20 protein-coding genes and 1 tRNA gene are annotated in these 22,874 nt (G+C 64.4%); 9 read left to right on the forward strand and 12 right to left on the reverse strand.

All coding sequences use genetic code 11. From position 1 onward, the window contains the following. The first annotated feature begins 315 nt into the window (after window positions 1-315). Together AAGD32_08470 and AAGD32_08475 are read left to right on the forward strand one after the other, a co-directional pair. Window positions 316-1,368: a hypothetical protein gene (locus tag AAGD32_08470; protein ID MEM8874282.1), complete on the forward strand. Its 1,053-nt coding sequence runs from the start codon at window positions 316-318 to the stop codon at window positions 1,366-1,368. A gap of 101 nt (window positions 1,369-1,469) precedes the next feature. Then, window positions 1,470-1,543, forward strand: a tRNA-Pro gene (locus AAGD32_08475). A 1-nt stretch (window position 1,544) separates the two neighbouring features. Here AAGD32_08475 and AAGD32_08480 read toward each other — a convergent pair. From AAGD32_08480 to AAGD32_08490, 3 genes are all read right to left on the reverse strand, one after another. Continuing rightward, on the reverse strand, window positions 1,545-3,563 hold the full coding sequence (locus AAGD32_08480; GenBank protein ID MEM8874283.1) for a P-loop NTPase fold protein: 2,019 nt from the start codon (window positions 3,561-3,563) through the stop codon (window positions 1,545-1,547). Window positions 3,564-3,639: 76 nt separating this feature from the next. Further along, on the reverse strand, window positions 3,640-3,975 hold the full coding sequence (locus AAGD32_08485) for a hypothetical protein (GenBank protein MEM8874284.1): 336 nt from the start codon (window positions 3,973-3,975) through the stop codon (window positions 3,640-3,642). Between the two features lie 582 nt (window positions 3,976-4,557). Then, a complete protein-coding gene (locus AAGD32_08490) occupies window positions 4,558-5,412 on the reverse strand; it encodes a prepilin-type N-terminal cleavage/methylation domain-containing protein (protein ID MEM8874285.1) in 855 nt (284 codons plus the stop codon). Between the two features lie 132 nt (window positions 5,413-5,544). Here AAGD32_08490 and AAGD32_08495 point away from each other — a divergent pair, with 132 nt between their 5' ends. From AAGD32_08495 to AAGD32_08505, 3 genes are all read left to right on the forward strand, one after another. After that, window positions 5,545-6,732 (forward strand): HD domain-containing protein, encoded by a 1,188-nt coding sequence (locus tag AAGD32_08495; GenBank protein MEM8874286.1) that lies wholly within the window; start codon window positions 5,545-5,547, stop codon window positions 6,730-6,732. A gap of 22 nt (window positions 6,733-6,754) precedes the next feature. Further along, window positions 6,755-7,909, forward strand: a complete 1,155-nt coding sequence (locus AAGD32_08500; protein MEM8874287.1) for a TlpA disulfide reductase family protein — start codon at window positions 6,755-6,757, stop codon at window positions 7,907-7,909. Between the two features lie 149 nt (window positions 7,910-8,058). Further along, a complete protein-coding gene (locus tag AAGD32_08505; protein ID MEM8874288.1) occupies window positions 8,059-9,690 on the forward strand; it encodes a GGDEF domain-containing protein in 1,632 nt (543 codons plus the stop codon). Here the strand turns inward: AAGD32_08505 and AAGD32_08510 are convergent. Next, window positions 9,673-10,791, reverse strand: coding sequence for a mechanosensitive ion channel domain-containing protein (locus tag AAGD32_08510; protein ID MEM8874289.1), 1,119 nt, complete (start codon window positions 10,789-10,791; stop codon window positions 9,673-9,675). The two genes, AAGD32_08505 and AAGD32_08510, sit on opposite strands and share 18 nt — an antisense overlap. Window positions 10,792-10,835: 44 nt before the next feature. Between AAGD32_08510 and AAGD32_08515 the strand changes: the two genes are divergently transcribed. Further along, on the forward strand, window positions 10,836-12,110 hold the full coding sequence (locus AAGD32_08515; GenBank protein ID MEM8874290.1) for a GAF domain-containing sensor histidine kinase: 1,275 nt from the start codon (window positions 10,836-10,838) through the stop codon (window positions 12,108-12,110). On the opposite strand, the gene AAGD32_08520 is transcribed toward AAGD32_08515, so the two are convergent. Next, window positions 12,111-12,851 carry a DUF2071 domain-containing protein gene (locus AAGD32_08520; GenBank protein ID MEM8874291.1) on the reverse strand — a complete coding sequence of 247 codons (741 nt, stop codon included), beginning with the start codon at window positions 12,849-12,851 and terminating at the stop codon, window positions 12,111-12,113. Between the two features lie 67 nt (window positions 12,852-12,918). Between AAGD32_08520 and AAGD32_08525 the strand changes: the two genes are divergently transcribed. Beyond that, a complete protein-coding gene (locus tag AAGD32_08525) occupies window positions 12,919-13,278 on the forward strand; it encodes a metalloregulator ArsR/SmtB family transcription factor (GenBank protein ID MEM8874292.1) in 360 nt (119 codons plus the stop codon). An 18-nt stretch (window positions 13,279-13,296) separates the two neighbouring features. Further along, window positions 13,297-14,166, forward strand: a complete 870-nt coding sequence (gene arsM / locus AAGD32_08530; protein ID MEM8874293.1) for an arsenite methyltransferase — start codon at window positions 13,297-13,299, stop codon at window positions 14,164-14,166. Window positions 14,167-14,244: 78 nt separating this feature from the next. Here the strand turns inward: arsM and rho are convergent, their stop codons facing one another. The 6 genes from rho to AAGD32_08560 form a co-directional block, all read right to left on the reverse strand. Further along, window positions 14,245-16,119, reverse strand: a complete 1,875-nt coding sequence (gene rho, locus AAGD32_08535; protein ID MEM8874294.1) for a transcription termination factor Rho — start codon at window positions 16,117-16,119, stop codon at window positions 14,245-14,247. Window positions 16,120-16,276: 157 nt separating this feature from the next. Then, complete coding sequence (coaE, locus tag AAGD32_08540) at window positions 16,277-17,173, reverse strand: dephospho-CoA kinase (protein MEM8874295.1); 897 nt, start codon at window positions 17,171-17,173, stop codon at window positions 16,277-16,279. Between the two features lie 23 nt (window positions 17,174-17,196). After that, a complete protein-coding gene (locus AAGD32_08545; GenBank protein ID MEM8874296.1) occupies window positions 17,197-17,655 on the reverse strand; it encodes a hypothetical protein in 459 nt (152 codons plus the stop codon). Further along, window positions 17,645-17,905 (reverse strand): hypothetical protein, encoded by a 261-nt coding sequence (locus tag AAGD32_08550; GenBank protein MEM8874297.1) that lies wholly within the window; start codon window positions 17,903-17,905, stop codon window positions 17,645-17,647. Before AAGD32_08550 ends, AAGD32_08545 begins: the two co-directional genes overlap by 11 nt. Then, window positions 17,905-18,741, reverse strand: coding sequence for a hypothetical protein (locus AAGD32_08555; protein MEM8874298.1), 837 nt, complete (start codon window positions 18,739-18,741; stop codon window positions 17,905-17,907). The genes AAGD32_08550 and AAGD32_08555 overlap by 1 nt, the downstream gene beginning before the upstream one ends. Before the next feature lie 17 nt (window positions 18,742-18,758). After that, on the reverse strand, window positions 18,759-19,664 hold the full coding sequence (locus AAGD32_08560) for a hypothetical protein (GenBank protein MEM8874299.1): 906 nt from the start codon (window positions 19,662-19,664) through the stop codon (window positions 18,759-18,761). A gap of 225 nt (window positions 19,665-19,889) precedes the next feature. On the opposite strand from AAGD32_08560, the gene AAGD32_08565 reads away from it, so the two are divergent. After that, on the forward strand, window positions 19,890-20,618 hold the full coding sequence (locus tag AAGD32_08565) for a hypothetical protein (GenBank protein MEM8874300.1): 729 nt from the start codon (window positions 19,890-19,892) through the stop codon (window positions 20,616-20,618). Between the two features lie 86 nt (window positions 20,619-20,704). Here AAGD32_08565 and thrS read toward each other — a convergent pair whose 3' ends face one another. Further along, the gene (thrS, locus tag AAGD32_08570; protein ID MEM8874301.1) at window positions 20,705-22,723 is read right to left on the reverse strand and encodes a threonine--tRNA ligase; all 2,019 of its coding nucleotides are present in this window, start codon (window positions 22,721-22,723) and stop codon (window positions 20,705-20,707) included. Window positions 22,724-22,874 lie beyond the last annotated feature (151 nt).

A 22,874-nucleotide genomic window follows, 5' to 3' on the forward strand; every position in this document is an offset into this window, starting at 1 on the left:
CAGGATGTACGAGTGGAGGCACGGCCAAAAAAGCCGTTAAACCGCCACCATGCATATCCGTACGAGTTGCTCACGAACGTGGAACATAACACCGCATGAAGCCACGTCAACTTCGCTCGCCCCGAAACGCCCCACAACGCCCCGCACGGAGCTAGGCCGCGCTATGCCGAATGTCCGGGGCGGGTTGTCCCGTAAAGACGATGGGGCGCGGGGCGAGCCGTCGATAACTTGCTCGACATCGGATCGGTTATCAGACGCCCGAGGCGTCGACCGAACCCAAGTCGTTTCGAACCGAGCCAGCCCGAAAGGACTCCCATGCCCTTCCCCCACACGATCGCGAGAGATGACATGTACACCGCAGTTTCACGGCACGCACTCGCCGCGGCAGCCATCGGCCTCGGCACAACGGGAGCACTCGCGCAGACCGGCGCGTCGGACCTTGGCCAAGCCCTGATCGTCGGTAGCGACGGCCAGGTCAGCGGCATCCTCGCCGACGAACTCGACACCCCCCGCGGCACCGCACTCGCCCCCGACGGCACGTTCTTCGTTTCCGTCACCGGCGGACTCGGCGGGGCCGACGGCTTCGTCCTGCGCGTCAACCCCGACGGCTCCTCCGCGCCGTTCGTCTCGGGCATCTCGCCGTTCGATCTGGAGATCGGACCCGGCGGCGACCTGTTCATCTCCGACGCCTCGGCCGACAACATCCTGCGCGTCCCCACCAGTGGGCCCGACGAGGGCATCGTCTCGGTTTTCACCAGCGGCTTCACGCCCAGCGGCCTCGGCTTCGCGCCCAACGGCAGCCTCTACGCCGGCATGCAGCCCGACGACCCCTCCATCCCCGGCAGCGGCGGGCTCGCCGAAGTCCTGCCCGACGGCACCAACCGACAGGTCGGCATCCTCGACAGCCCCTTCGACGTCCAGGTCGACGCCAACGGCAACGTCTTCGCCAACAACGGCGTCGGCTTCCCGTTCGACGGTGAGATCGCGTTCTTCCCCGGCCTCGGCGCGGTCGATGCCGACGTCCCCGACGAGCCCCTGCCCAGCACCACCTTCTCCCCCACCGGCATCCGCGGTCTCGGCATTGGCCCGGTCGGCACCAGCATCGAAGATCAGATCTTCGCCACCACCGCCGACTTCACCGTCGTCGTCTTCGACCCGTTCGACCCCGACGCCTTCGACCCGACCGACCTCGGCACCATCTTCGCCGGCCCGCCGATCAGCGACATTGAGGACCCTTTCGCCTTCGACATTCAGTTCCTGCCCGGCGGCGACTTCCAACTGTTGATCTCGACCGACGACATCATCCCCGAACCGGCCGGCATCGGCCTGTTCGCCCTCGGCGGCCTGATCCTGCGTCGACGCCGATAGCCCGCACCAACGGCATTTCTCCGTCCCCACGCCGGCGATTACTTCCCGCCGGCGAGGGGTTTTTTCGTTCACCGATGGCCGCGCGGCCTACCGTCACCCACCGGGACATAGCTCAGCTTGGTAGAGCGTCCGCTTTGGGAGCGGAAGGTCGCAGGTTCGAATCCTGTTGTCCCGATTCAATCGCCTCGCCCCAGGGGAACCGGCGGCATCGTGACGATCTTCGCGGCATGCCAGCGGGCGATGAACGCTTCGACCTCGTCGGGATTGTCGGCATACGGGTCGTACGGCGGCTCGCTGTCGATCGGCGGTCGTGGGCCGAACGCTTCGTTTTCGTCGAGCCAATCCCTGATCCGGATCGCGGCCTGCTGCTCGGGTGTCGGACCGCCGGGCCAAACCACACTCGCCCCGCTGAGCAGCTTCCAACACGTCTTTCGCACATCCACGTCCAGCCCGGCGAGGAACTCCGCCACGAACATCGTCGCGAGCATCCGCTCCGAGCTTTCGTCGATACCCTCGACCATCCGCGGCAACCCATCCATCGCTTCTTCCAAGCCCTTGAGCATGCCGAAGCCGTTCTGTAGCCGCTTGATCTGACGGGGGTTGGTGAACGCGAACTGCTCGACGCACTGGCGAAACGCACGGCGTTCATCCGCCGTGAACTGCATCGCTTGGTCGATGTCTTCATCGGTAACCGGCGGCGGACGAAGCTCCGGCGCTGGAGCCGAAGGCGTGTCATCGTTGTCAATCGAGGTGGCAACCTTGCCACCGTTGATGTCGGTACTCGGTACCGGCGGCGATGGTCGATCGGTAAGCGCTTCGACTGCGCCGACCACACTTTCCTCGTCTTCTGCTTCCTGCTTCTCGCGTTCGATCGCATCCTTGAAGAGATGCGTTTCGACGTAGTTCCGCACCACCGCCGGCTCGGGCGGTGGGAGTTGCACGACGGTGTGGAGCACCTTGGCCAGGTAATCCCGGGCCACCCGCGGCCTGTCCTCGGCGGCGACCGTATCGCGGTAGTGGTGCATCACCGCCTGCAACGCGATGTCCGAGTCGACGAGCACCACCACCGTCACTCCCGGCACCTCCGCCACGAGCCGCACCGCGTCGAGCGTCTCCACCACCGACTCCGCGTTACAACGGTCGACGTCGTCGACGAACAGAACCAGTTGCCGCTTTGCGTTGAGCGATGGATCGACCACGTCACGGGCCGTGATCGTGTCGAGCCATCGGCGAAAGCGGCCACGCTTGTCCGTGTTCTCGCCCGACTGCTCTCCCGGCAACAGGCGTAACTTGGCCATCACTTCGAGGTTGCGGCGAATGGCCGGAAGCTCGCCGAGATGGTCCGCGTAGTCCGGCAACTGCATGTACCGGTGCAGGTCCGGCGACAGCGGGTGCTTCGCAAGGCTCGTCAGTTGAGCGAATTCCTTCAGTCCTTTGACCGCTGCGGCGAGCAGGCCCAAGACAGCGATGGTAAGCGGTAGTCCGGTCAACATGCTCAGATTCGGAATCGTGGCGATGACATCGTCGCCAAAGACGGCCACCATCCCAAAAGCCGTCAGGATCAGCACGACAAGCAAGGCGACCCAACCAAGCCTTAGTAAGAACGGCACAGGGTGTGCGTGCCATGCGAACGTCCAGCGCAAACGCAGTTTCGCGAAGAACCCGAGCGGTGCCACCAATCCCTGCACGACTTCCTGCGCCAAGCCCGCAGCGAGGTTGTCGGTTTTCTCGTAACGCCAGGCGTTGAACTCGGCGAAGCAGAAACGTTTGCCGTGGGTCTTGGTGAGACGATCGCGGAGTTGGAGCATGACGCTGCTCTTGCCAGTGCCCCAGTCACCGAGCAGGCCGAGGGTGGTGTGGGCGGGAAACTTCTCGCCGGCGAACATCCGCGCGAGCATGAGCACGAACGGCTTCCGGTCGAGATAGTCGTCCGCCGACGGCTTCTCCGCCGCGATCACCGTCGTGTTGCCGTTGTCCCGCTTGCTCGCCGACCTGGACGCCGCTTCGTCGGTGGATTCGTCCTCAACGAGCGGCTCGCCGCGGGCCGCAAGCCAGTCGTTGAGTCGATGCAGCATCGCCGGATAACCGAGGCCGGCTTTCGACGTCGAGAGGTACGCATCGAGCAGATCGGTCCGCTCCACCGACTCGAACGCCTTGCGAATCGTGGGCAGGCGTTCCTTGATAAGTTCCGGCAAACCAGCTTTCCAGAGCGGGCGTTGATAGAACTCATCCAGCACCTCGGCCGCCACTTCGTCACCAACTTCACCAACTTTAGACTTTAGACTTTAGAAATTCAAAATCGTTGGCGGCAGCGTAGGTAGGAGCGGCGGTGGCGGTGGCGGTTACGTCGGGAGGTAGCTCGCCGGGAATGATAACGACCGGGTGTACGTTAAAGATTGAGTGAGCCTCGGCAACAGCCTTATCGGCGATATCGGCGGAGTTGACACTAGCGGCTGCTGATGCGACATCAGCGGCCGCATCAGCGACAGATTTGGCGATGGCCGCGGCTAACCCAGCGAGGCTGACACTGGAAGAGATGGAGCGCGCCGCAGCGCGGGCGGCTCCTTCAGCAGCGCCGGTAGCCTTTACGACGGCGCTCCAAACCATCGAATCAGTCGGTCGACGACAGAATACAGCACCCGCCACGACTGCAGCGTCAATGTTCGACAGAGTTGAGCCTCCATTTTCCCCCAGAAATCGAAGTCGCCGCCGTAACCTACAACCGGAAACACGCGCATCGCACAACGGACGGCATATGCGACGATCGCCTGCTTCGGCAGCTCGGCAAGTTCCCCTCGTGTTGGTAGCTTTGCCTGCTCGGCCACGCCCGGTGTCCCCTTGCTTGCGGTCGTGGGAACGGTATCAGAACACGTCAACGATGTCGTGACATGGATGCGATCGCCGAACATCCGAGCGGCGCGAGAGCGCTCAGCCGCGTTGCTCCGCAACGCGATTTCGACACCGCGTTGGCGCTGCGAACCAACCGCGTTGCAGAACGACGCAGTCACGCACCACCACGTCGTTGGTACGACGTCGCGTTGACGTGGCAGCGTGTCATGGTGTCCGCTTAGGCCATCGCATCATCTCGTGGCGTGCCCCGGCAGATCGAGAGCGTGGTGCTGGGGTGGCTACGCGCGGCAGTGCGGTGGATCGCGGGGGTGTTTCGACACCGACCGCCCGCGCTCCGAACTACCGGTCGGTGCTCCACATGTTGTTCTCGATCGAGCGGTAGGTGTCCTCGAAGCGCATGAAGGTCACGCTCGAGTCGACCATGCCGTACCACTGGCCGTTGCCGTAGCGGGACTCGCCCTCGTGCTCGGGGCGGCGGCCGTCGATGGGCTGGTCCCATTCGGTGGCGTCCGGATCATCGGGGAAGAGGGTCAGGGGCGGCGCGGCCCGGCCGCGGCTCCAGTGGTACGGGTCGTCCTCGTCGAGCGTGTCCGCCCACGGATCCACGCACACGTCGAAGTACTCGCTGCTCCAGAACGGGTCGTCCTGGTTCGCGAGCGGCAGCGGATCGGGCGGCGTGATCGTGGCGCCTTCCCAGTTGCGTGTCCGGAGGGTGAGCATGATCGTTTCGGACGACCGGCGGACTTGCGTCATCTTCCTGGGTACGCCGGTGAGGAACCCGTTGTCGACGAACGAGCCCCACATCGCGGGGAGGTCGGCGTCAGGATCGAGCGGGTCGAACCAGACGCCGCGGTTGGTGCGTTGGGAGCCGTCTTCCTCCACGCCGCCGCTCTGGCCGATGTAGCTTTCGAGCGCGCGGTGGTAGCTGTCGAGCCGCCACCAGTTGGCGGTCTCGGGGAAGCCGGTAGCCGTGTCCATCGTGCGGGGCATCCAGTCCTCGTTGCCCTGGGAGTACATGCGGGCCGCGATCGCGATCTGGCGCATGTTGTTGGCCGTCTTCACGCCCGCGGCCTGCTTTCGGGCAGCGGTGAGCGACGGAAGAAGGATGCTAATCAACAGCGCGATGATGCCGATGACGACCAGCAGTTCGACGAGCGTGAACGCGCGTGGGCGATGTTGGAGCGAGACTTTCATGCCGGGAGATTACACTTTGATATGTCAAAGTCAATGCCTTTAAATGCCACGGCGTCGACTTTTGCCTGTCGCGGACATGCCGATCTGCTTGACCGATTTTGCCGGACGTCGGCCGCGAAGTAAGGTGCTTGGATGGCACGGCAGGCCGAGGCGGTGGTGCTCGGGTGGCTGCTGGCGGGTTGGCGGTGGCTGGCTCGGCTGGTTTGGCGGAAGCCCGGCGCGGCGTTGGTTCGGCCCGCCGCTTCGGCTACAACCGTGGCCATGCCCCGCACTTTCCTGGCCGATGCCGAGACCGGCAGTGTGCTCGATGACGTGTTCGTCATCACCAACCCGCAGCTCGGCACCACGCGCAAGGGGGACCCGTTCATCAAGCTGCTCGTGAGCGATCGGACGATGCAGGTACCAGGCAAGTGGTGGCAGATGGGGCCGGAGACGCTGGCGAAACTGCCCAAGAACGGGGCGGCGGTGCGGGTGAAGGGGTTGCTCGAGGAGTTCAACGATTCGCCGCAGTTCCGCGTGGACAACATCTGGCCGGTCGACCCGGCGGACGTGGACTACGCCGACCTGCTGCCGAGCACGGAGAAGAACGTCGACGAGCTGCTCGCGACGGTCGAGTCGATCCTCGCGACGATCGAGCACCCGGACCTGCGGGCGCTGACCGCGGCGTACCTGCGGGATGAGAGGCTCATGACCGACTTCAAGCTCGCCCCGGCCGCGATGGCGATGCACCATGCGTACCTCGGCGGCTTGCTCGAACACACCTGCATCCTCCTGCAACTCGCCGACGCGGTGTGCCCGCTCTACCCGGACCTCGATCGCGACACGGTGGTCTTCGGGCTGTTCGTACATGACCTGGCGAAGACGTGGGAGCTGAAGTACGACGTGGCGTTCGGCTACACCGACGGCGGGAATCTGGTGGGCCACATCGTGAAGGCGGCGCTGTGGCTGGAGGACAAGGCCCGCGAAGTCCACGAGAAACGCGGCGAGCCGATCGACCGACGCGTGATGGACATCCTGCAGAACCTGCTGCTGAGCCATCACGGCCTGACCGAGCAGGACTACGGCAGCGCCCGTAACCCGATGACGCCCGAGGCGATCATGGTGCACATGCTCGACACGCTCGATGCGAAGCTGATGCCGGCGTTGGAGCTTTGCCGGTCCGGCGACACGGACGCGACGATGACGGACTTCTCCCGAAGTCTCGGCACGCGGCTGTACCGGCCGTCCATCGCCCAACTCGGCGACGAGCCCGCCAGGCCAGCGGGCGACCAGCCGATCGCCCCGCCGCCGAAGCTGGACAATCCGCTGTTCGGTTCGTGAGCACTTCGGGTATCATCGGGGGATGCTCAACGTTCTGCTTAGCGTGTCGATGGTTCAGGCCGCGCCGGCCGCTGACCCGGTGGCGGAGTTACAGACCGATGTCGCGGCGGCGTACACGCAGCTCGACTCGCTGCACATGGCCGGCAAGCTGGATTACGTCGTCGCCTATGCCGACCTGCGTTACGAGCGGAGCCGGGCGTTCACGGGCGACTTTGCCAGCGGATTGTTCCTGCACGTCAGCGACACGGGGCCGACCTTCGCCAACACCGGCGAGGACATCTTCGTCTACGAACCGGACCAACAGAGCTACCAGCGTTTCGCCGCAGCGAGCGGTACCGAGGAAAGCGCGTTGCCGCCGTACCTGGCCGGGCTCGCGGTGGAGAACCCGGCACTGCTGCTTGCCGCGACGGGCGGCGACCTGACCCCGCTCATCGCCAACGGGGCCGAGTTCATCGTCGACGAGGGCGACGGGAAGAAGATCCTCTCGTTCGAGCGGGACGGCGCGGTGGTGACGTTGATGTTCGACGCGGAGACCATGTTGCTCCGGGGCCGTGAGATCGACCTGCGTCCGGCGTTGATGGCCGACGGGGTCGAGCATGTGACCGAGGGGCGATTGTCGCTGGTTTATGAAACGATGGAGACGGGCAAGGCGATCGACGCGTCGGTGTTCGCGTGGAAGCCGCCGGCCGAGGCCGAGCCCGCCGAAGCCCAGGCCGCCGTGGCCGAGGATCCCAACGCGCTCGTCGGTGCAGAGGCACCAAAGTTCACGCTCGACAACCTTGCCGGCGATCCGGTCACGCTCGAAGACCAGCGCGGCAAGGTCGTCGTCCTCGACTTCTGGGCGACGTGGTGCCCGCCCTGCCGCGAGGGGTTGCCGCATGTCGCCGGCCTTGCCGACCGGTTCGGCGAAGACTTGCGGGTGTTCGCGGTCAACCAACGCGAGGATGCCGACACGATCCAGGGCTTCCTCGACGAGCAAGGCATCGACGTCGAATCGCTATTGGACCTCGACGGTGCCGTCGGTGATCAGTACGGCGTGACCGGCATCCCGACAACCGTCGTCATCGACCGCGACGGCCATGTCCGCCACGTGCTGGTCGGCTTCGGCCCGGACACGCCGGCCCAGCTCGACGCGGCCATCGAGGAGACCATCCGCGACGTCGGCGTGGCGCACTAGGTCCGCTAACCCCATTTGCTTCCAACCCTCTCCCGCCGCCGCAAGTCGCTCGTCGGTCCGACCGATGACAGCAACGTGCGTGCAAGTGTTACCGCGACGCACACGTGATCGGGGACCTAAAAGTGCGGTCGACTCTGCGAGAAGCGAAAATGGCTGAAACCTGTAAAGAAGGCACGGAGCAGACCGATTTGGAATCGGCCGCGAGCGCCAAACTCTTCGAGCGAGTCTCGCAATGCCGGCATCTGCCGTCGCCGCCGGCGGTGGCGATGCGCGTCCTCGAACTCGTCGAGAGCGAGACGTGCTCGGCCGACGAGATCGGCGAGCTCATCGCACAGGACCCCGCGCTGGCCGGCAAGCTGCTCAAGACGGTCAACAGCGCGTTCTACGCGCGATCAACCCCCGTCTCGACCGTGCCGCAGGCGGTGGTGATCCTCGGGTTGCAGGCGGTGCAGACGCTCGTGCTCGGCTTCTCACTCATCATCGAACTGCGTAGCCACGACGAAGACAAGCGGTTCAACCACTCGCTGTTCTGGCAGCGCAGCATCTACGGCGCAACGGCCGCGCGATTGCTCGCCGTCGAGGCCGGCGTCCGCCAGGTCGAGGAAGCCTTTCTCGCCGGTCTCCTGCGGGACATCGGCATGCTCGCGATCGACTGCGCGCTGGGCGACGAGTACGGCAACGTGCTCGGCCAAGCGTCGACGTCCGATCAGATCATCGACGCCGAGCTTGATGCTTTTGACTGCACGCACGCCAACATCGGCGGCAAGCTCGCCGAGACCTGGAGGCTACCCCCGGTACTGGTCGAGCCCATCCGCAACCACCACGGTAACGACGAAGCCGACGGCTCCGGTCCGCTCGATCGGCTCTGCGAAGTTGTCGAGTTCGCCGACCAAATCTCCGAGACGTTCGTCATGCCCGACGGCGCGGAAGCCCGCGAGCCGATCGTCGAAGCGTGCGCCGGTCGGCTCAAGCTCGAGACGGGCGCGATCCGCAAGGTCATTGATCAGATCGAAACTCAGGCCCGCGATGTCGCGACGTTGTACGAGGTGGATCTCAACGAAGCGACCCGCTACGAAGCGATTCTGAACCAAGCCAACGATCGCCTCGTCGATCGCACGCTCCGCGTTCAGGCGGAGGCAACGCAGCTGCAAGTGCAAGCGGCGCAAATGCAGGAGAAAGCGGCACACCTTGAAGTCGACGCCGCCAAGGCACGGGCTTCGGCCAAGGCACTCAAGCACGCCGCCTCGTTCGACGCGCTCACCGGCCTGCTCAACCGTGGCCAGCTCGACCAACAGCTCGCCGCCCAACTCGCATACGCCGTCCAAAAGGGCAAGCCGCTTGCGGTCGCGATGTTCGACCTTGATAAGTTCAAGACGCTCAACGACACGCACGGCCACGCCGCCGGCGACGCGGTCCTCAAGCACGTCGCCCGTATCCTCAAGTCGATGTCGGCCGACAAGCTCATTCCCGCCCGCTACGGCGGCGAGGAGATGACGGTGCTCATGCCCAACTGCGACCGCGCCGTCGCCCTGCCGATCTGCGAACGCATCCGCCAGCGGATCGAGCAATCAACGGTGACACACGAGGGAACGACGCTGGACGTGACCACGAGCATCGGCCTGGCGGCGTACGAACCGGCGACGGCGTATCGCATGTTCGCCAAGCCGAGCGTGCTGATGAAGGCCGCTGACCTCGCGCTCTACCACGCCAAGCAAGCGGGCCGCAATCGCACCAAAGTCTGCCTCCTGCCCGACGCCCAACCTTCAGCCGAGGCTGCCTGACCCACTGCCCGACGCATCGAGCCGGCCGTCGATGTGGACGTCCATCTGCGGGTACGGGATGCCGATGTCCGCGGCGTCGAGCTTGTACTTCACGTTGCGGATCAACGCTTCGCGGACCGCCCAGTAATCCTCGGCGTTCGACCAAACACGCAACACCCAATCCACGCTGCTGCCGCCGAGGCCTGACAGGTAAACCTGCGGTGCCGGCTCTTGGTGAATGCCCTCGGTTGCGACAATCGCTTCATTCAGCACCGAGCGCGTGTGGTCGATGTCCGCGTCGTAGCTCACGCCGACCGGGACATCCACACGCCGCGTACGAAACAGCGTCTTGTTCTCGATGATCCCGTCGTACACCTGGGCGTTGGGCACGAAAAGTCGGCGATTGTCGAACGTGTTGATGTTGGTGGTGAACAGTTCGATCTCGGCGACCTTGCCGCTGACACCGGCAATCTCGATGACGTCGCCGACCTTGAACGGTCGGAAAACCAGCAGCAGCATGCCGGCCGCGAAGTTGCCCAGCGTGCCGGAGAGCGCCATGCCGATCGCGAAGCCCGCCGCGGCGAGGATCGCCGCGAAGCCGGTGACGGGAATGCCGAAGATCCCGAGCACCATGATCAGCACAAGGATCAGCAACGCATAGCGGATCATGCGTGAGATGAAGCCGGCGAGTGTTTCGTCGACCTTCGCCTTCGTCATCGTCCGACGGGCCATCCCGGCGAGCCACTTGGTTACGAACAAACCGACCACCAGCACGACCAACGCACCCGCGAGCTTCCCGAGCAAGCTGGGGCCGTACTTGACCAGCAAGTCCCAGCTCAGATCGGCCAACTGCGACACATCGCCCTCCTTGAGGGAGGTGACGAGTTGATCGGTTTCCGATCCGATGCCGTCGTCACTGCCCCCACTGGTGCCGTCCGTGGGTTCGCCTTCGGCCGGTGCGCCGTTGAAGCTGTCCTGGGCGAAAGCCGCGAGCGATGTCGCCATCACCGCCCCCGTCGCGATCATCGCACGGGCGCGGAGATCCCTGGTGTTATGGGCAACAGCGATTGACGCGGCACCAACGGCGTCGATAATTGGGCGGACGAAATGGGGAATATGCATCGTTTCGTTTTGAACCTGTGGGTCGCCGGCGAAGTCGTTTACCGATGAGTCGGCAACCGATGAACTCCGAGCGTGTCTTTTCTATGTCGGCCTTGCCTAGCGATCCGGTCCAATCTCCTCAGCGTCTGGCTGTTCTCGATCAGACCTACCTGCTCGGCAGCGATGCCGAGCCGACGTTCGACCGGCTCACGAAAATGGCCGCCCGCCTGCTCGACGTACCGGTCGCGCTGATCTCGCTCGTCGGGCAGGACCACCAGTTTTTCAAGAGCCAAACCGGTCTGACCGGCCCGATCGCCGAGTCGTGCCGAACGCCGTTGGACCAGTCTTTCTGCAAGCACGTCGTCGCGGACGACGAGCCGTTGATCGTTCGCGATGCACGGATCGACCCGCGCGTCTCCGACAACGGCGCGATCGAAGCGCTCAACGTGATCGCCTACGCGGGTGTTCCGCTACGCACATCCGACGGCCATGTCCTCGGATCGCTGTGCGCGATCTGCCCGGAGCCGCGTGACTGGTCCGACGAAGATGTCGCCGTTCTCGAACAACTCGCCGACTCGGCCATGCAGGAGATCGAGCTGCGTCGCCGGCTCTCGATCGCCGAGGAAGACAACGCCCGCTATCGCCGGCAACTCGAAAATCAGCAGGCACAGTCGAACAACCGCGACGAACTGTTCGCCGTCCTGGGGCATGAACTACGCAACAACATCGGGCCGGCCATGCTCGCGGCGGAGATGCTGTCGATTGATGACCGCCTGCCCAGGGACATGAAGGAAGACGTCGCCTCGATCCGCCGCTCGCTCGAAGCCGAAGCATCGCTCGTCGGCGATATGGTCGATGTCGCCCGCATGATCCGCGGCCAACTTCGCATCAACCGCCAGCCGACCGACATCAACGAACTCATCCGCGAGATCGCCAACGACTTTCGCACGACCGTGGAAACGCGCGGCCTCACGCTCGATGTCCAAACCTGTCCCGACCACGTTGAGCTCGGCATCGATCCACTCCGCTTACGACAGGTCGTCGTGAACCTTCTCAACAACGCGGCCAAGTTCACCGACAAAGGTACGATCCGCGTGACCTGCACCAAGAACGATCGGTCGGTCGCCGTCGCCGTCGCCGACACCGGATGCGGCATGGATCGCGACCGGATCGAACGACTGTTCGTGCCGATGAGCACGTCAAACGAGAACAAACGCAGCGGACTCGGGCTAGGGCTCACGATCTGCCGTGGCGTGATCGAAGCCCATGGCGGCACCATCAACGCCCGCAGCGACGGACCCGGGCATGGTTCGACTTTCACCTTCACGCTGCCGCGTTGATCAGTCGAGCTTGCCCGTCGGTAGCCAAGCGACCACGTCGATGGACCGAGCGAAGTGCAGCAACGGTTCACCGCCGATCGTCACGCCGATCTGCGACGTCATCTTGAGTTCCGTCAGGTTCAACCACGCCGGCTGCAACGGCCAAGGCTCGTGGTGAATGTCCCCGCGGAGCAGCCGACCACGGCGACTGGCGTAGAGGCAATACCGCTCGGTCAGCCAGTGCTCGAGCGTGCCCGGTCGGCTGCGAAACACGTCACCGTCCGGCCCATAGCTGCCTTCAAAGTTGGCCGGCACCGCACCGGCGTGTGTGCGATCGCTGCGGTACACGACGGCCGAACCTTCCGCACGGCAAACCATGTCCGCGTCGTAGTACGGCAAGGCGAACGTAAAGCGGGCCGTGCGGACGGCCAACCGATGCTCGGCGTCGAGTGAGAAGAACCACACGCCCGGCTTGTCGCCGACCTTCACATACGTCCGCAGGTTCAGTTCCGCGAACGCGTTGGCTCCCGGCAGTCGAGGCATGCAACGCCCGCGAACCCCGCTCATCCGAAACGGCACGACGCCCAACCATGCCTCCCCATCGAACGTGTCCAGTTCCAACCCTTTCGGTAACAACGGTCGCAACGCGTCCGGCTTGACCGGCCAGTGCGCGAACAGCAACTCCTCCCACCGCATGAACATCGCCCACGGCGAACGCGGCAAGGGGTACGGACGATGCTCGGTCAACGCGAGAAGACCCACGGGCAAGTGTAGCCGGGGTGATCGCTTGACCCGGCTTGCTGGCGTGATTACATTCGCCTGTCCGAATATGCGTGTAACCGAATATCCTGACACCCACGCCTTACTCCGTGCGTTCGCCGACCCGACACGCCTTCGGCTGCTCGCGCTGCTGCGTTTGGCCAAGCGTGAAGGCGGCGGCGAGGTGTGCGTGTGCGATCTGGTTGACGTGCTTGAACTGCCGCAACCGACCGTGTCTCGACACCTTGCGGCGCTTCGTGGTGCCGGGCTGGTCCTTGTCCGCAAGGACGGGGCTTGGTCGCACTACCGCCTGGCCCCGGCCGATGGTGCGGTGCATCGCCGGCTGCTCGGCCTGCTCGATGTGGCGCACGAAGGTGCCGCCGATGTTCGAAGCGATGCGTCCCGATTACGCCGTGCCAAATGCTGCTAACCCTCGACCCCACCTGCCATGAAACTCGAACCAGCCTGCTGCGACACCGACTGCTGCAACGACGACGTCACCTCGACCGTTCGCGACAAGTACGCCGACGTCGCCCGAAGTGCGTTGACCAACGATGACGCCGGCGTCCGCCAAGTCGCCGAGGCGTTCGGGTACTCCGCCGAGGAGCTCGACGCGATCCCCGCCGAGGCGAACATGGGCCTCTCCTGCGGCAACCCAACGGCCATGGCGTCATTGCGACCGGGCGAAGTCGTGGTCGATCTCGGCAGTGGCGGCGGACTGGATGTGTTTCTTGCTGCGAAGGCCGTCGGACCGACCGGCAAAGCGATCGGGATCGACATGACCCCCGACATGATCGAGCGCGCCCGACGAAGCGCCGAGGGGTTCGACAACGTCGAGTTCCATCTGTCGACGATCGACAAGCTCCCGCTGCCCGACGCGAGCGTGGATTGCATCATCAGCAACTGCGTGCTCAACCTCGCGGCCGACAAGCCGGCGGTGTTACGCGAGGCGTTCCGCGTACTCAAACCCGGCGGGCGGTTGGCGATCAGCGACATCGCGCTGCGGCGTGAGCTCCCCGCCGATATTGCCGAGAGCGTCGCGGCGTTCGTCGGCTGCATCGCCGGGGCAATCCCAATGAACACGTTCGCGCCCATGCTCACGAGCGCCGGATTCATTGAGCCGACAATCGTTGACGCTGGTGCCGACCTCAATACGTACGCCAAGGTCGAGAACCAAAGCGCATGCTGCTCGCCAAGCATGGAAGGTGACGCCTGCTGCGAGACGACGGTCCACGAAGACCTGACCGCCCTACTCAGCAAGCATGACGTGAACGAATACACGGCAAGCGTCAAGGTGTTCGCGGTGAAACCGGAGTAACCGCGTTGCGGAGCAACGCAGCTTGGCACATTCGTGATGCGCGCTTAGCTGCATTGCTCCGCAACGCGGTTCGATTCCTTAGTCGATGTTCATCTGCATCAAGAACTGCGCGTTGCTCGGGGCCTTCTCCAAGCGGCTCTTGAGCATCTCGATGCCCTCGACCGGGTTCATGTCGCTGAGCACGCGGCGCAGGCGGTAGACCAGGTCGAGTTCCTTCGGATCCATCAGCAGTTCCTCGCGGCGGGTACCCGAGGCGTTGACGTCGATGGCTGGGTAGACGCGCTTGTCGGAGAGGCGGCGGTCGAGGTGGAGCTCGGCGTTGCCGGTGCCCTTGAACTCCTCGAAGATGACGTCGTCCATCTTGGAGTTGGTCTCGACGAGTGCGGTGGCGAGGATGGTCAGGGAGCCGCCGCCTTCGATGGCGCGGGCGGCACCGAAGAAGCGCTTGGGTTTTTGCAGCGCGTTGGCGTCGATACCACCGGAGAGGATCTTGCCGCTGTTGCCGGCCTCGCTGTTGTACGCGCGAGCCAAGCGCGTAATCGAGTCGAGCAGGATCACCACGTCCTTGCCGTACTCGACGTAACGCTTGGCCTTATCAATGACCATGTTGGCCACCTGCACGTGGCGGGAGGACGGTTCGTCGAACGTGCTGCTCACGACCTCGGCCGTGGTGTTGCGTTTGAAGTCGGTCACTTCCTCGGGTCGTTCGTCGATAAGCACGACCATCATGATCACGTCGGGGTTGTTGCCCGTGATCGAGTTGGTGATCTTCTGCAGCAGCACGGTCTTGCCGGTGCGCGGCGGAGCGACGATGAGCATGCGTTGTCCCATGCCGATGGGCGTGACCAGGTCGACGATCCGCATGTTCAGGTCGTTGGTCTCGTGCTCCAGAACGAGCCGCCTGTTGGGGTGTAGCGGGGTGAGGTCTTCGAAGTTGCCGACTTCGTGAGCCTTCTGCGGATTCTCGCCCATGATGCTATCGACGCGGAGCAGCGCGAAATAGCGCTCAGACTCCTTGGGCGGACGCGTTGCGCCGCTGACGACCATGCCGTCGCGCAGGCCGAAGCGGCGAATCTGGCTTGGGCTGACGTACACGTCATCCGGGCACGGCAGATAGTTGTACTCGGGACTGCGCAGGAACCCGAAGCCGTCGGGCAGGATCTCGAGCACGCCCTCGCCGAAGAGCATGCCGGACTTCTTGGTCCGGGCACGCAGAATCTGGAAGATCAGGTCGTTCTTGTTGGTCGGCGGATTCTCAACGCCTTCCTCGGCCGCGAGCTTGTTCAGCTCGTCGACTTCCATCTTTTGGAGATCCTTGATGTACAGCGGCGGGACGTTGGGGTCCGGCGCGGTCGGGCCATCCCAGTCGGGGCCGTACGGGTCCTCCATGTCATCGTCGTACTCGATGATCGGGCCGCGGTAGTGCTCGTTGCGGTTGCCGTCGACGACGCGATTGCCGTCACGGTTGCGGTTCTTGTTGCGGTCCTTGCGGTTCTTCTTGCGTCGTCCGCCCCGACCGTTGTTTTGGTGACGATCGCCTCCCTGGTTGCGATCGCCGTTTTGATTGCGGTCCCGGTCGTTGCGGTCTCGGCCGCGCATGTCGCCGCGGTCGTTGTCGCGATCATCGTCGGCCTGGCCGTCCCGCGACTCGGCGGCGGTATCGCCGTCGTCGTCTTTCGCGGCTTTGACCTCCGTGGCCGCCTCGATCTCCGCGCGGACATCGTCCATTTCGGAGCGGGCGTCGTCCATCGCGTCGGCAACCGGCTCGGGCTTCGCCGCCGCACGCTTGCGGACGGTCTTCTTTGTGGTGCGCTTGGCCTTGGTCTTCGGCTCGGCAGCCTCCTCAACGCCACTGGCCTCGGTGTCTTTGGTTTCGACATCCTTCGTGGCGGTTTTGGTCGCCTTCTTGGTCGTCTTGCGCCGGGTGCGTGGGGTCGTTTCGCTCTTGGCCATGATGGCACATCTCCGAAGGGGAACACATCCGGGGGCGGGGGAAGCTCGACCGGCTCGGGCGCGCGGACGTGGGCGCGTGGTCGATCCGTGGGGTGGTCGGCTTCGGGGCGCATGCCGGATGGAATCCCGGCAGGCTGGTTCGCGGGTGACGAACGGATCAGGCGTCGGTTGCCAAAGGGGCGACACACCGACAACCATTTCCGCAGCCACCGTTGGCGGCGGATTTCTCACAACCGCCACCGCCGAGAATCAGGTCCAGCACGTTTCGGACCTGAACGTCGACCAGCGTGGTTGCGTCCCGACTGACTTGGCCCGACGCACCATGCACGTCGGCATTGTCGGGATGTTTCAGCTTCAACTCGGCCGACGAACCAATGACCGGGTTGGAGGAAAATGTCGATTCGGGGGCGTCAACGTTCGGCGTGCCGCCCGTGCGGTTCGCGTCAGTCGTGCCGGCATCGACACTGGTTTGTGTTTCGGGAAGGACCGCGACGGCGTTGACATCTGCCCCCGCGTTGCTGATGACATAGTCCGCTTTCTCACGCTTTTTGTCCAGCGGCCATTGTACATTTTCCCGCCGAAACAGTTCTTTTTCGTCCCACCCTCGCTCGACGGCCCGGCTCGCACGCACCGAACCCGGCGCGTCCACGAACACCACCGCCGTACAAAGCTTGTCCAAACCTGTCTCAAAGAGCAACGGCGAGTCCCAGACGAACGCCCGGACGTTCGGATCGTCCCCGCCGGCCTGCATGCGTTGCAGGCGGACCTGATTCACGATCGGGTGGAGCAACTGCTCGAGCTGACGACGTTTTTCGACATCGCCGAAAACCGCCTTCCCGATCGCGGCCCGGTCAACCTCGCCGCCGGGGTTGAATGCATCCTCCCCGAACATGTCCATGATCGCCCGCTTAACCGCCGGGTGGGTGTAGGCGGTGCGGACCAGCGCGTCGGAGGAAATGACCATGCAGCCGAACGCGCCAAAGAGCCGGGAGACGTGGGTCTTGCCCGACGCGATCCCGCCGGCGATGCCGATGATGGGTTTGTTGGCGTACATCTGTTGGCGTGCTTGAAACTGGGTCAGCCGACTTCACGATACTCGGTGATCATCACCCAGCCGCCGGCGGGGTCCTTGAGCAGCAGGCCGTCGTTACCGGGCGTGAGGTGTTGGACTTTCTCGTACTCGATCTCGGCGTCGATCAACCGCTCCTCGGTCGCGGGCAGGTCGAACACCTCCAAGGCCACCGGCTGGTAACTCTCCCGCTCGATCGGCGGCTCGAGCACGTCGAACACCAATGCGTGCTTCTCCGCACGATAGGTCGGAAACGGGGCCGACTCGCGCAGTAATGGAAGGAAACCGGTGTAGAACGCGTCGAGTTCACGCTCCTGGCCGGCCACGGTCGGGCGATGAACATCGTCCACGGCAAGCAAACGAACCGGCGGTGGCTCGGGCATGTGCGGGCGATCGTCGGTCGATGCCGCCACGGGCTTCCCCGACGCTTCCACCTCCAACGGGCCGTCATCGGCGCTACTGGCCATCGCCCGATCGTAGCCGCCAGACCAACGCGATGACTGACACGACGCACAGCGTCTTCCACGCCAGCAGCCACCACGGCCGATACCACGCACCGGTCCGCGTTTCGACAATGTCACTCACGCCAAAGGCAATCAGTACCGCCGCGACACCCCACAGCCGCCAACGCCAAACGACAATCAGCGCCACCGCGAACCACAGCCCGGCTTCGGCGAGATTGAGCCGGACGAACCAGGGATCAATGGCAGCAAGCATCACGGCAACGCCTTACCGTCGGCCGACCAAAGGAAACTGAACGTGCGGCGGGCCTGCAGCGGGAGGAACAAGGTCAGCACGGCCCGAGCGATCGGGCGGGCGAGCCAGACCGTGACCGCGAGCGCCGCCCATGCGATCGCCATGTAAGCCATCGCCCAGCGTGTCATCCACGGCGCGGTGAGGCGCATGTTCTCGACGCTCCAAACGATGCCCATGAACAAGCCCACCGATATGAGCGTCACGACCGCCCCCACTGCCCACGGCCACACCCGACGCCGATGCCCCAGTGCGATCGTCAGCACCGAACCGGGCACGACCGAGCCGAGCACGAAAATGGTGATCATGAACGTAAGAAACATCGGCGCATCGTTTCCGATCCGGTCGCGATGGCCCGGCAAGCCCGGCGGGATCATCGTGTAAGTCGTGGGCGGCATCATCTGGTTGGCCACGTCGATCTCGACGCCGTCGATGAGCGTAACGTTCATGCCGTTGCCGGTGGCGTCGACGCGCCACTCCCGGGTGACGAGCCGGCCGTCGCGGGTCATCTGGCCGTAGCTGCAAAAGCCCTCGTGGTGCGCGACGAGCATGCCGAACTGAGCCGCCCCGCAAGCGAGGACGAAACCGATCACCCCAAGCACCCAGACCGAGAGCAGCAGGATACCGAACCGCCGCAACCACGGCCGCGTCGCACTCACAACCTGCCCAGCCGGGTGATGTCGCCCGCACTCGGGGCAGCGGCAAAGCAACAGGTCGAGCCGTTCGTCACGCCACACGCGCTGGGCGTGGAGGTTGAACCCACACTCGTTACAGAACAAGTCCGTCTCGACTTGGGCCACGGTGGGCTGTTCGTCTCTTAAATCCACGCTTCGCTCTGCGAGGCCTCGATCCGGTAAAGCAGCCATTGACGGGCTCCGTGGAGTATGACGATGCCGAGGACGCACATCGCGGCGTCGGCCATCGGCATTCTGAACACCGCGAGGAACGCCCCGAAGGTCAACACCGCCCCGCCGAGCGTCGACACCATTGCGCCGTTGAGTTCGTCCAGCGGAGCGCCGGCGATCCCCGCCAATGCCGAGGGCAGAAGCGCCACGCCGCAGAGTTTCAGGATCGTCGTGGGAATGGCGTTGGGAAAGTCGAAACCGGCCAGGGCCGCGATGCCGAAGCACGCGGCCACCGTCGTCGCAAGGTTCGTAAGGATGTCGGTGAAGCCGGGAACGATGCAGTGGGCCCCGACCTCGAACCCTTTGTCGTCCGGCAACCACATGTGACGCACGAACGTGCAGACCACGCCCAACGCGATCATCGCGATCGGCAGATACGTCATTCGCCAAACGGGCTCGGGCTTGGCGAAGGGGTCCTCGTCCTCGCCGAGCTTGGCCCGGGTGGGCGCGACGCCAAGCTTGCGTTGCAGGTCGTCGGTCGGCGCGGCCATCGGGGCGTCGGCGGTCGGACCGACCTTGCGCCCGACGCGCAGGTCGTAGCCACACGTCACGCACAACACCGCACCCGCCGCAAGACCCGCGCCGCAAGACGGGCACACCGACGCTGCCGCAGGGGTGGCCTCCGGTTGGAACTCGTCCTCGGCGAAGCCGTACAGATCATCACCGTCCTCGTCGGCAAACGCCTCCGGCTCGGCGGGGATGCGCATGACATGCGAACAGGTACACTTGGCCTTCTTCCCCGCCCGCTCCGCAGCCCACGGCCAACGCTTCCCACACGCCCCACACGCGAACTCGCCCTGCTGCTTCGCCGTTGCCATGGCGTGATTGTCGGGAGTCGAAGCCGTTGTCGCAAGCATGACAGGCGGCAGGTCTGCCGCCGGCTGTTGGCTCGGAGGTGACTTGTCGCAGGGCTTCTGAGTCTGCGAGGCCAGGTTGGTGCATGATTTGAGTACGATGCGGCGGTGTCGATCGATGTCCTCTCGTACCACCCACACCGTCCACGTCGGGTGTTGAGTTGGGTTGCTCGACATCGACGCACGCTGGTGTTGCTCACGCTCGTCGGCGTTGTCGGCTGGGCGGTGTGGCGCTATCACGAACCAGTGGGCCAGTGGTTCGCGTGGCAGCGAGCGATGCGGGCATGCATGGCGTTCGAGATGCCGGAGGATGAGCACGCAGCGTCGCCGATGCCCGATGCGTTGCAGCGGCTCTCGGAACTCGATGGGCGCCTCGAGTGGGTGCGTCCCATCACGCGAAACAAAACCCAGTTTGCAAACGACATCATCTTTTTAGGGACACTCCAACGCCCGGACGGCCAGAGGCGCCTGATGATTGTCGGCGGACGGTCGGTCAATGGTTACAACCCACTTACGCAGTTGCGGGTGCTGGCTTTGCCTGAGCCGAGTCTTTCCGGCAGTGAGCGGCAAGAGTGGTGGTCAATTGGTCGAATGTATAGCGGCATTTACATTCCCGCACGATTTCGACTGGCAAGCGTTGATCATGAGGATCCGACATCACTCCTGCTGCCATTGGATGTGCATGCGGGGCTTCGCATGAATGGTGAGGGCGAAGTCACGAGGGTTGAAGAGCCTGACGGAGGCGTGTTGATACGAATGTCGTTGCAAGACGATGACACGGTCACCTTCGAGATCGTGCCCAACACTCAATGGGGACGAGGACCGGAAGAACTGCAACGCCCGACCCGGCGTGCCGCCCCGACAGTCGACTGGCGACAGCGACGCGAGGCGGAGCGGAAGAGACACGCTCTCTACTGAGGCTACGCGCGGCGACCCGTTGAGCTGCGACCGGAGAGAGCTTTGGGCGTTCGGAGGAAAGCTCCCGTCGGTCGCCGCCCAACGGGCTATTGCGCCGGCTGCAACACACGCTCGGCTACTTCCGCACGCAAACGCTCGACTGCTTCGGCGGGCGTCAGGCTCCCGGCGTCGCCGGCGGTGCGGTGTCTCAGGCTGACCGTTCCGTCGGCCTGTTCTTTCTCGCCGACGATGAGCATGTACGGGACCTTCGCCATGGTGGCGGTGCGGATCTTGGCGCCGATCTTTTCGTTGCCCTTGTTGGCGCTGGCGCGCAGGCCGGCGTCCTTGAGCTTGGCCGTGACTTCGTCGGCGTAGTCGTTGAACTTTTCGCTGATGGGCAGGACCATCGCTTGGGTCGGGGCGAGCCAGGTGGGGAACGCGCCGGCGAAGTGTTCGATGAGCACGCCGACGAACCGCTCCATCGAGCCGAAGGGGGCGCGGTGGAGCATGACGGGTCTGTGGGTGGCGTTGTCGGCACCGACGTAAGTCAGGCCGAAGCGTTCGGGGAGTTGGTAATCGACCTGCACGGTTCCAAGCTGCCACTCGCGGCCCAAGGCATCCTTGATGACGAAGTCGATCTTCGGCCCGTAGAACGCGGCCTCTCCGGGCTCGGAGGCGTAGTCGACGCCGAGGGTTTCGGCCGCGTCGATGCAAGCCTTCTCCGCCCGATCCCATTGCGCAGGGTCACCGACGTACTTGCTCGAGTCGGGGTCGCGCAAACCCACCCGCACACGGCACTCGGTCATACCCAACGTGCCGAGCACAACCTTCACCAGTTCGAGACAGCCCTGTATCTCCGCGGCGACCTGATCTTCGGTGCAGAAAATGTGGGCATCGTCCTGGGTGAAGCCACGCACGCGGGTCATGCCGCCGAGCTCGCCGGACTGCTCCCAGCGGTAAACGGTACCGAACTCGGCGATGCGGACCGGCAGGTCGCGATAGCTATGGGCGTCCGAGGCGTAGATGCGCACGTGATGCGGGCAGTTCATCGGCTTGAGCAGGTAACCGTCGATCTCGCCCTTCTCCAGCATCCCGGCCAGGTCCGCACACGATTTGCCCTCGGCCCCGAGCCGCTTGATCGTGTCGTAGTCGATCAGCGGCGGGAACTGGCTGTCGGCGTAGTACGGGTAATGGCCGGAAGTACGGTAGAGGTCGAGCTTACCGATGTGCGGAGTGACGACCTGCTGGTAGCCCTGGCGGGTGAGGTGTTCGCTGATGAAGTTCTGTAACTCCTGGCGAACGACCGCGCCATTGGGCTTCCAGAGCACCAAGCCTTGGCCGGACTGCTCGTCGATGGTGTATAGCCCTAGCTGGGGGCCGAGGACGCGGTGGTCGCGCTTCTTCGCCTCAGCGAGTTTTTCCAAGTGCTCGGCCAGTTCCTTCTTGTCGAAGAACGCGGTTCCGTAGATGCGGGTGAGTTGCTCGCGGTTGGCATCGCCTCGCCAGTACGCGCCGGCGATGCTCATGAGTTTGAAGGCGCCGATCCGGCCGGTGTCGGGTAAATGTGGGCCACGGCACAGATCGGTGAACTCGCCCTGACGGTACAGCGACACCGTCGCCTCGCCCTGGGCCGCGAGTTCGTCGATCAACTCTTTCTTGAACCGCTGATTCTCCGCGGCCAAAGCGGTATTGGCGGCGTCGGGCGTGACGTCCTCGCGGGTGAACGCCAGCTTCTCCTTGACGATCTTCTTCATCTCCTTCTCGACCTTCGACAAGTCATCGGCGGAAATGGCTTCGGGGAGTTCGACATCGTAATAGAAGCCGTTGTCGATGACCGGGCCGATGGTGTACTGGACGTCGTTGCCGTAGATGCGCCGTAGGGCCTGGGCCAGGACGTGGGCGGTTGAGTGGCGCATGACGAACAGGCCCTCGGGGTCGCGGGAGGTGAAGAGCCGAACCTCGTGCGTGCCGGTAAGCGGAAACGAGAGGTCGACCTGCTTGCCGTCGACCTCGGCGGCGAGTGCGGCGCGCGCCAGGCCTGGGCCGATGGTTTCGGCAAGGGTCATGACGGTCGCCCCCTCGGGCAGTTGTTTCTCGGATCCGTCCGGCAGCTTCGCGGTGGGCATGGGGCCATCGTTGCACCGAGATCGGCCCAAGCAAGCAGCCGCCGGCGTCAACCAACGAACCTCAGCCCGGCCCGCGTCCTGAACCTGCGTCGCCCAGCCCGTGCGACAACCCGTCACACGAGGGTGCGACAAATACGACCCCAAGGTGGCT

Source organism: Planctomycetota bacterium (genome assembly GCA_039182125.1).
Taxonomy (GTDB): Bacteria; Planctomycetota; Phycisphaerae; order Tepidisphaerales; family Tepidisphaeraceae; genus JBCDCH01.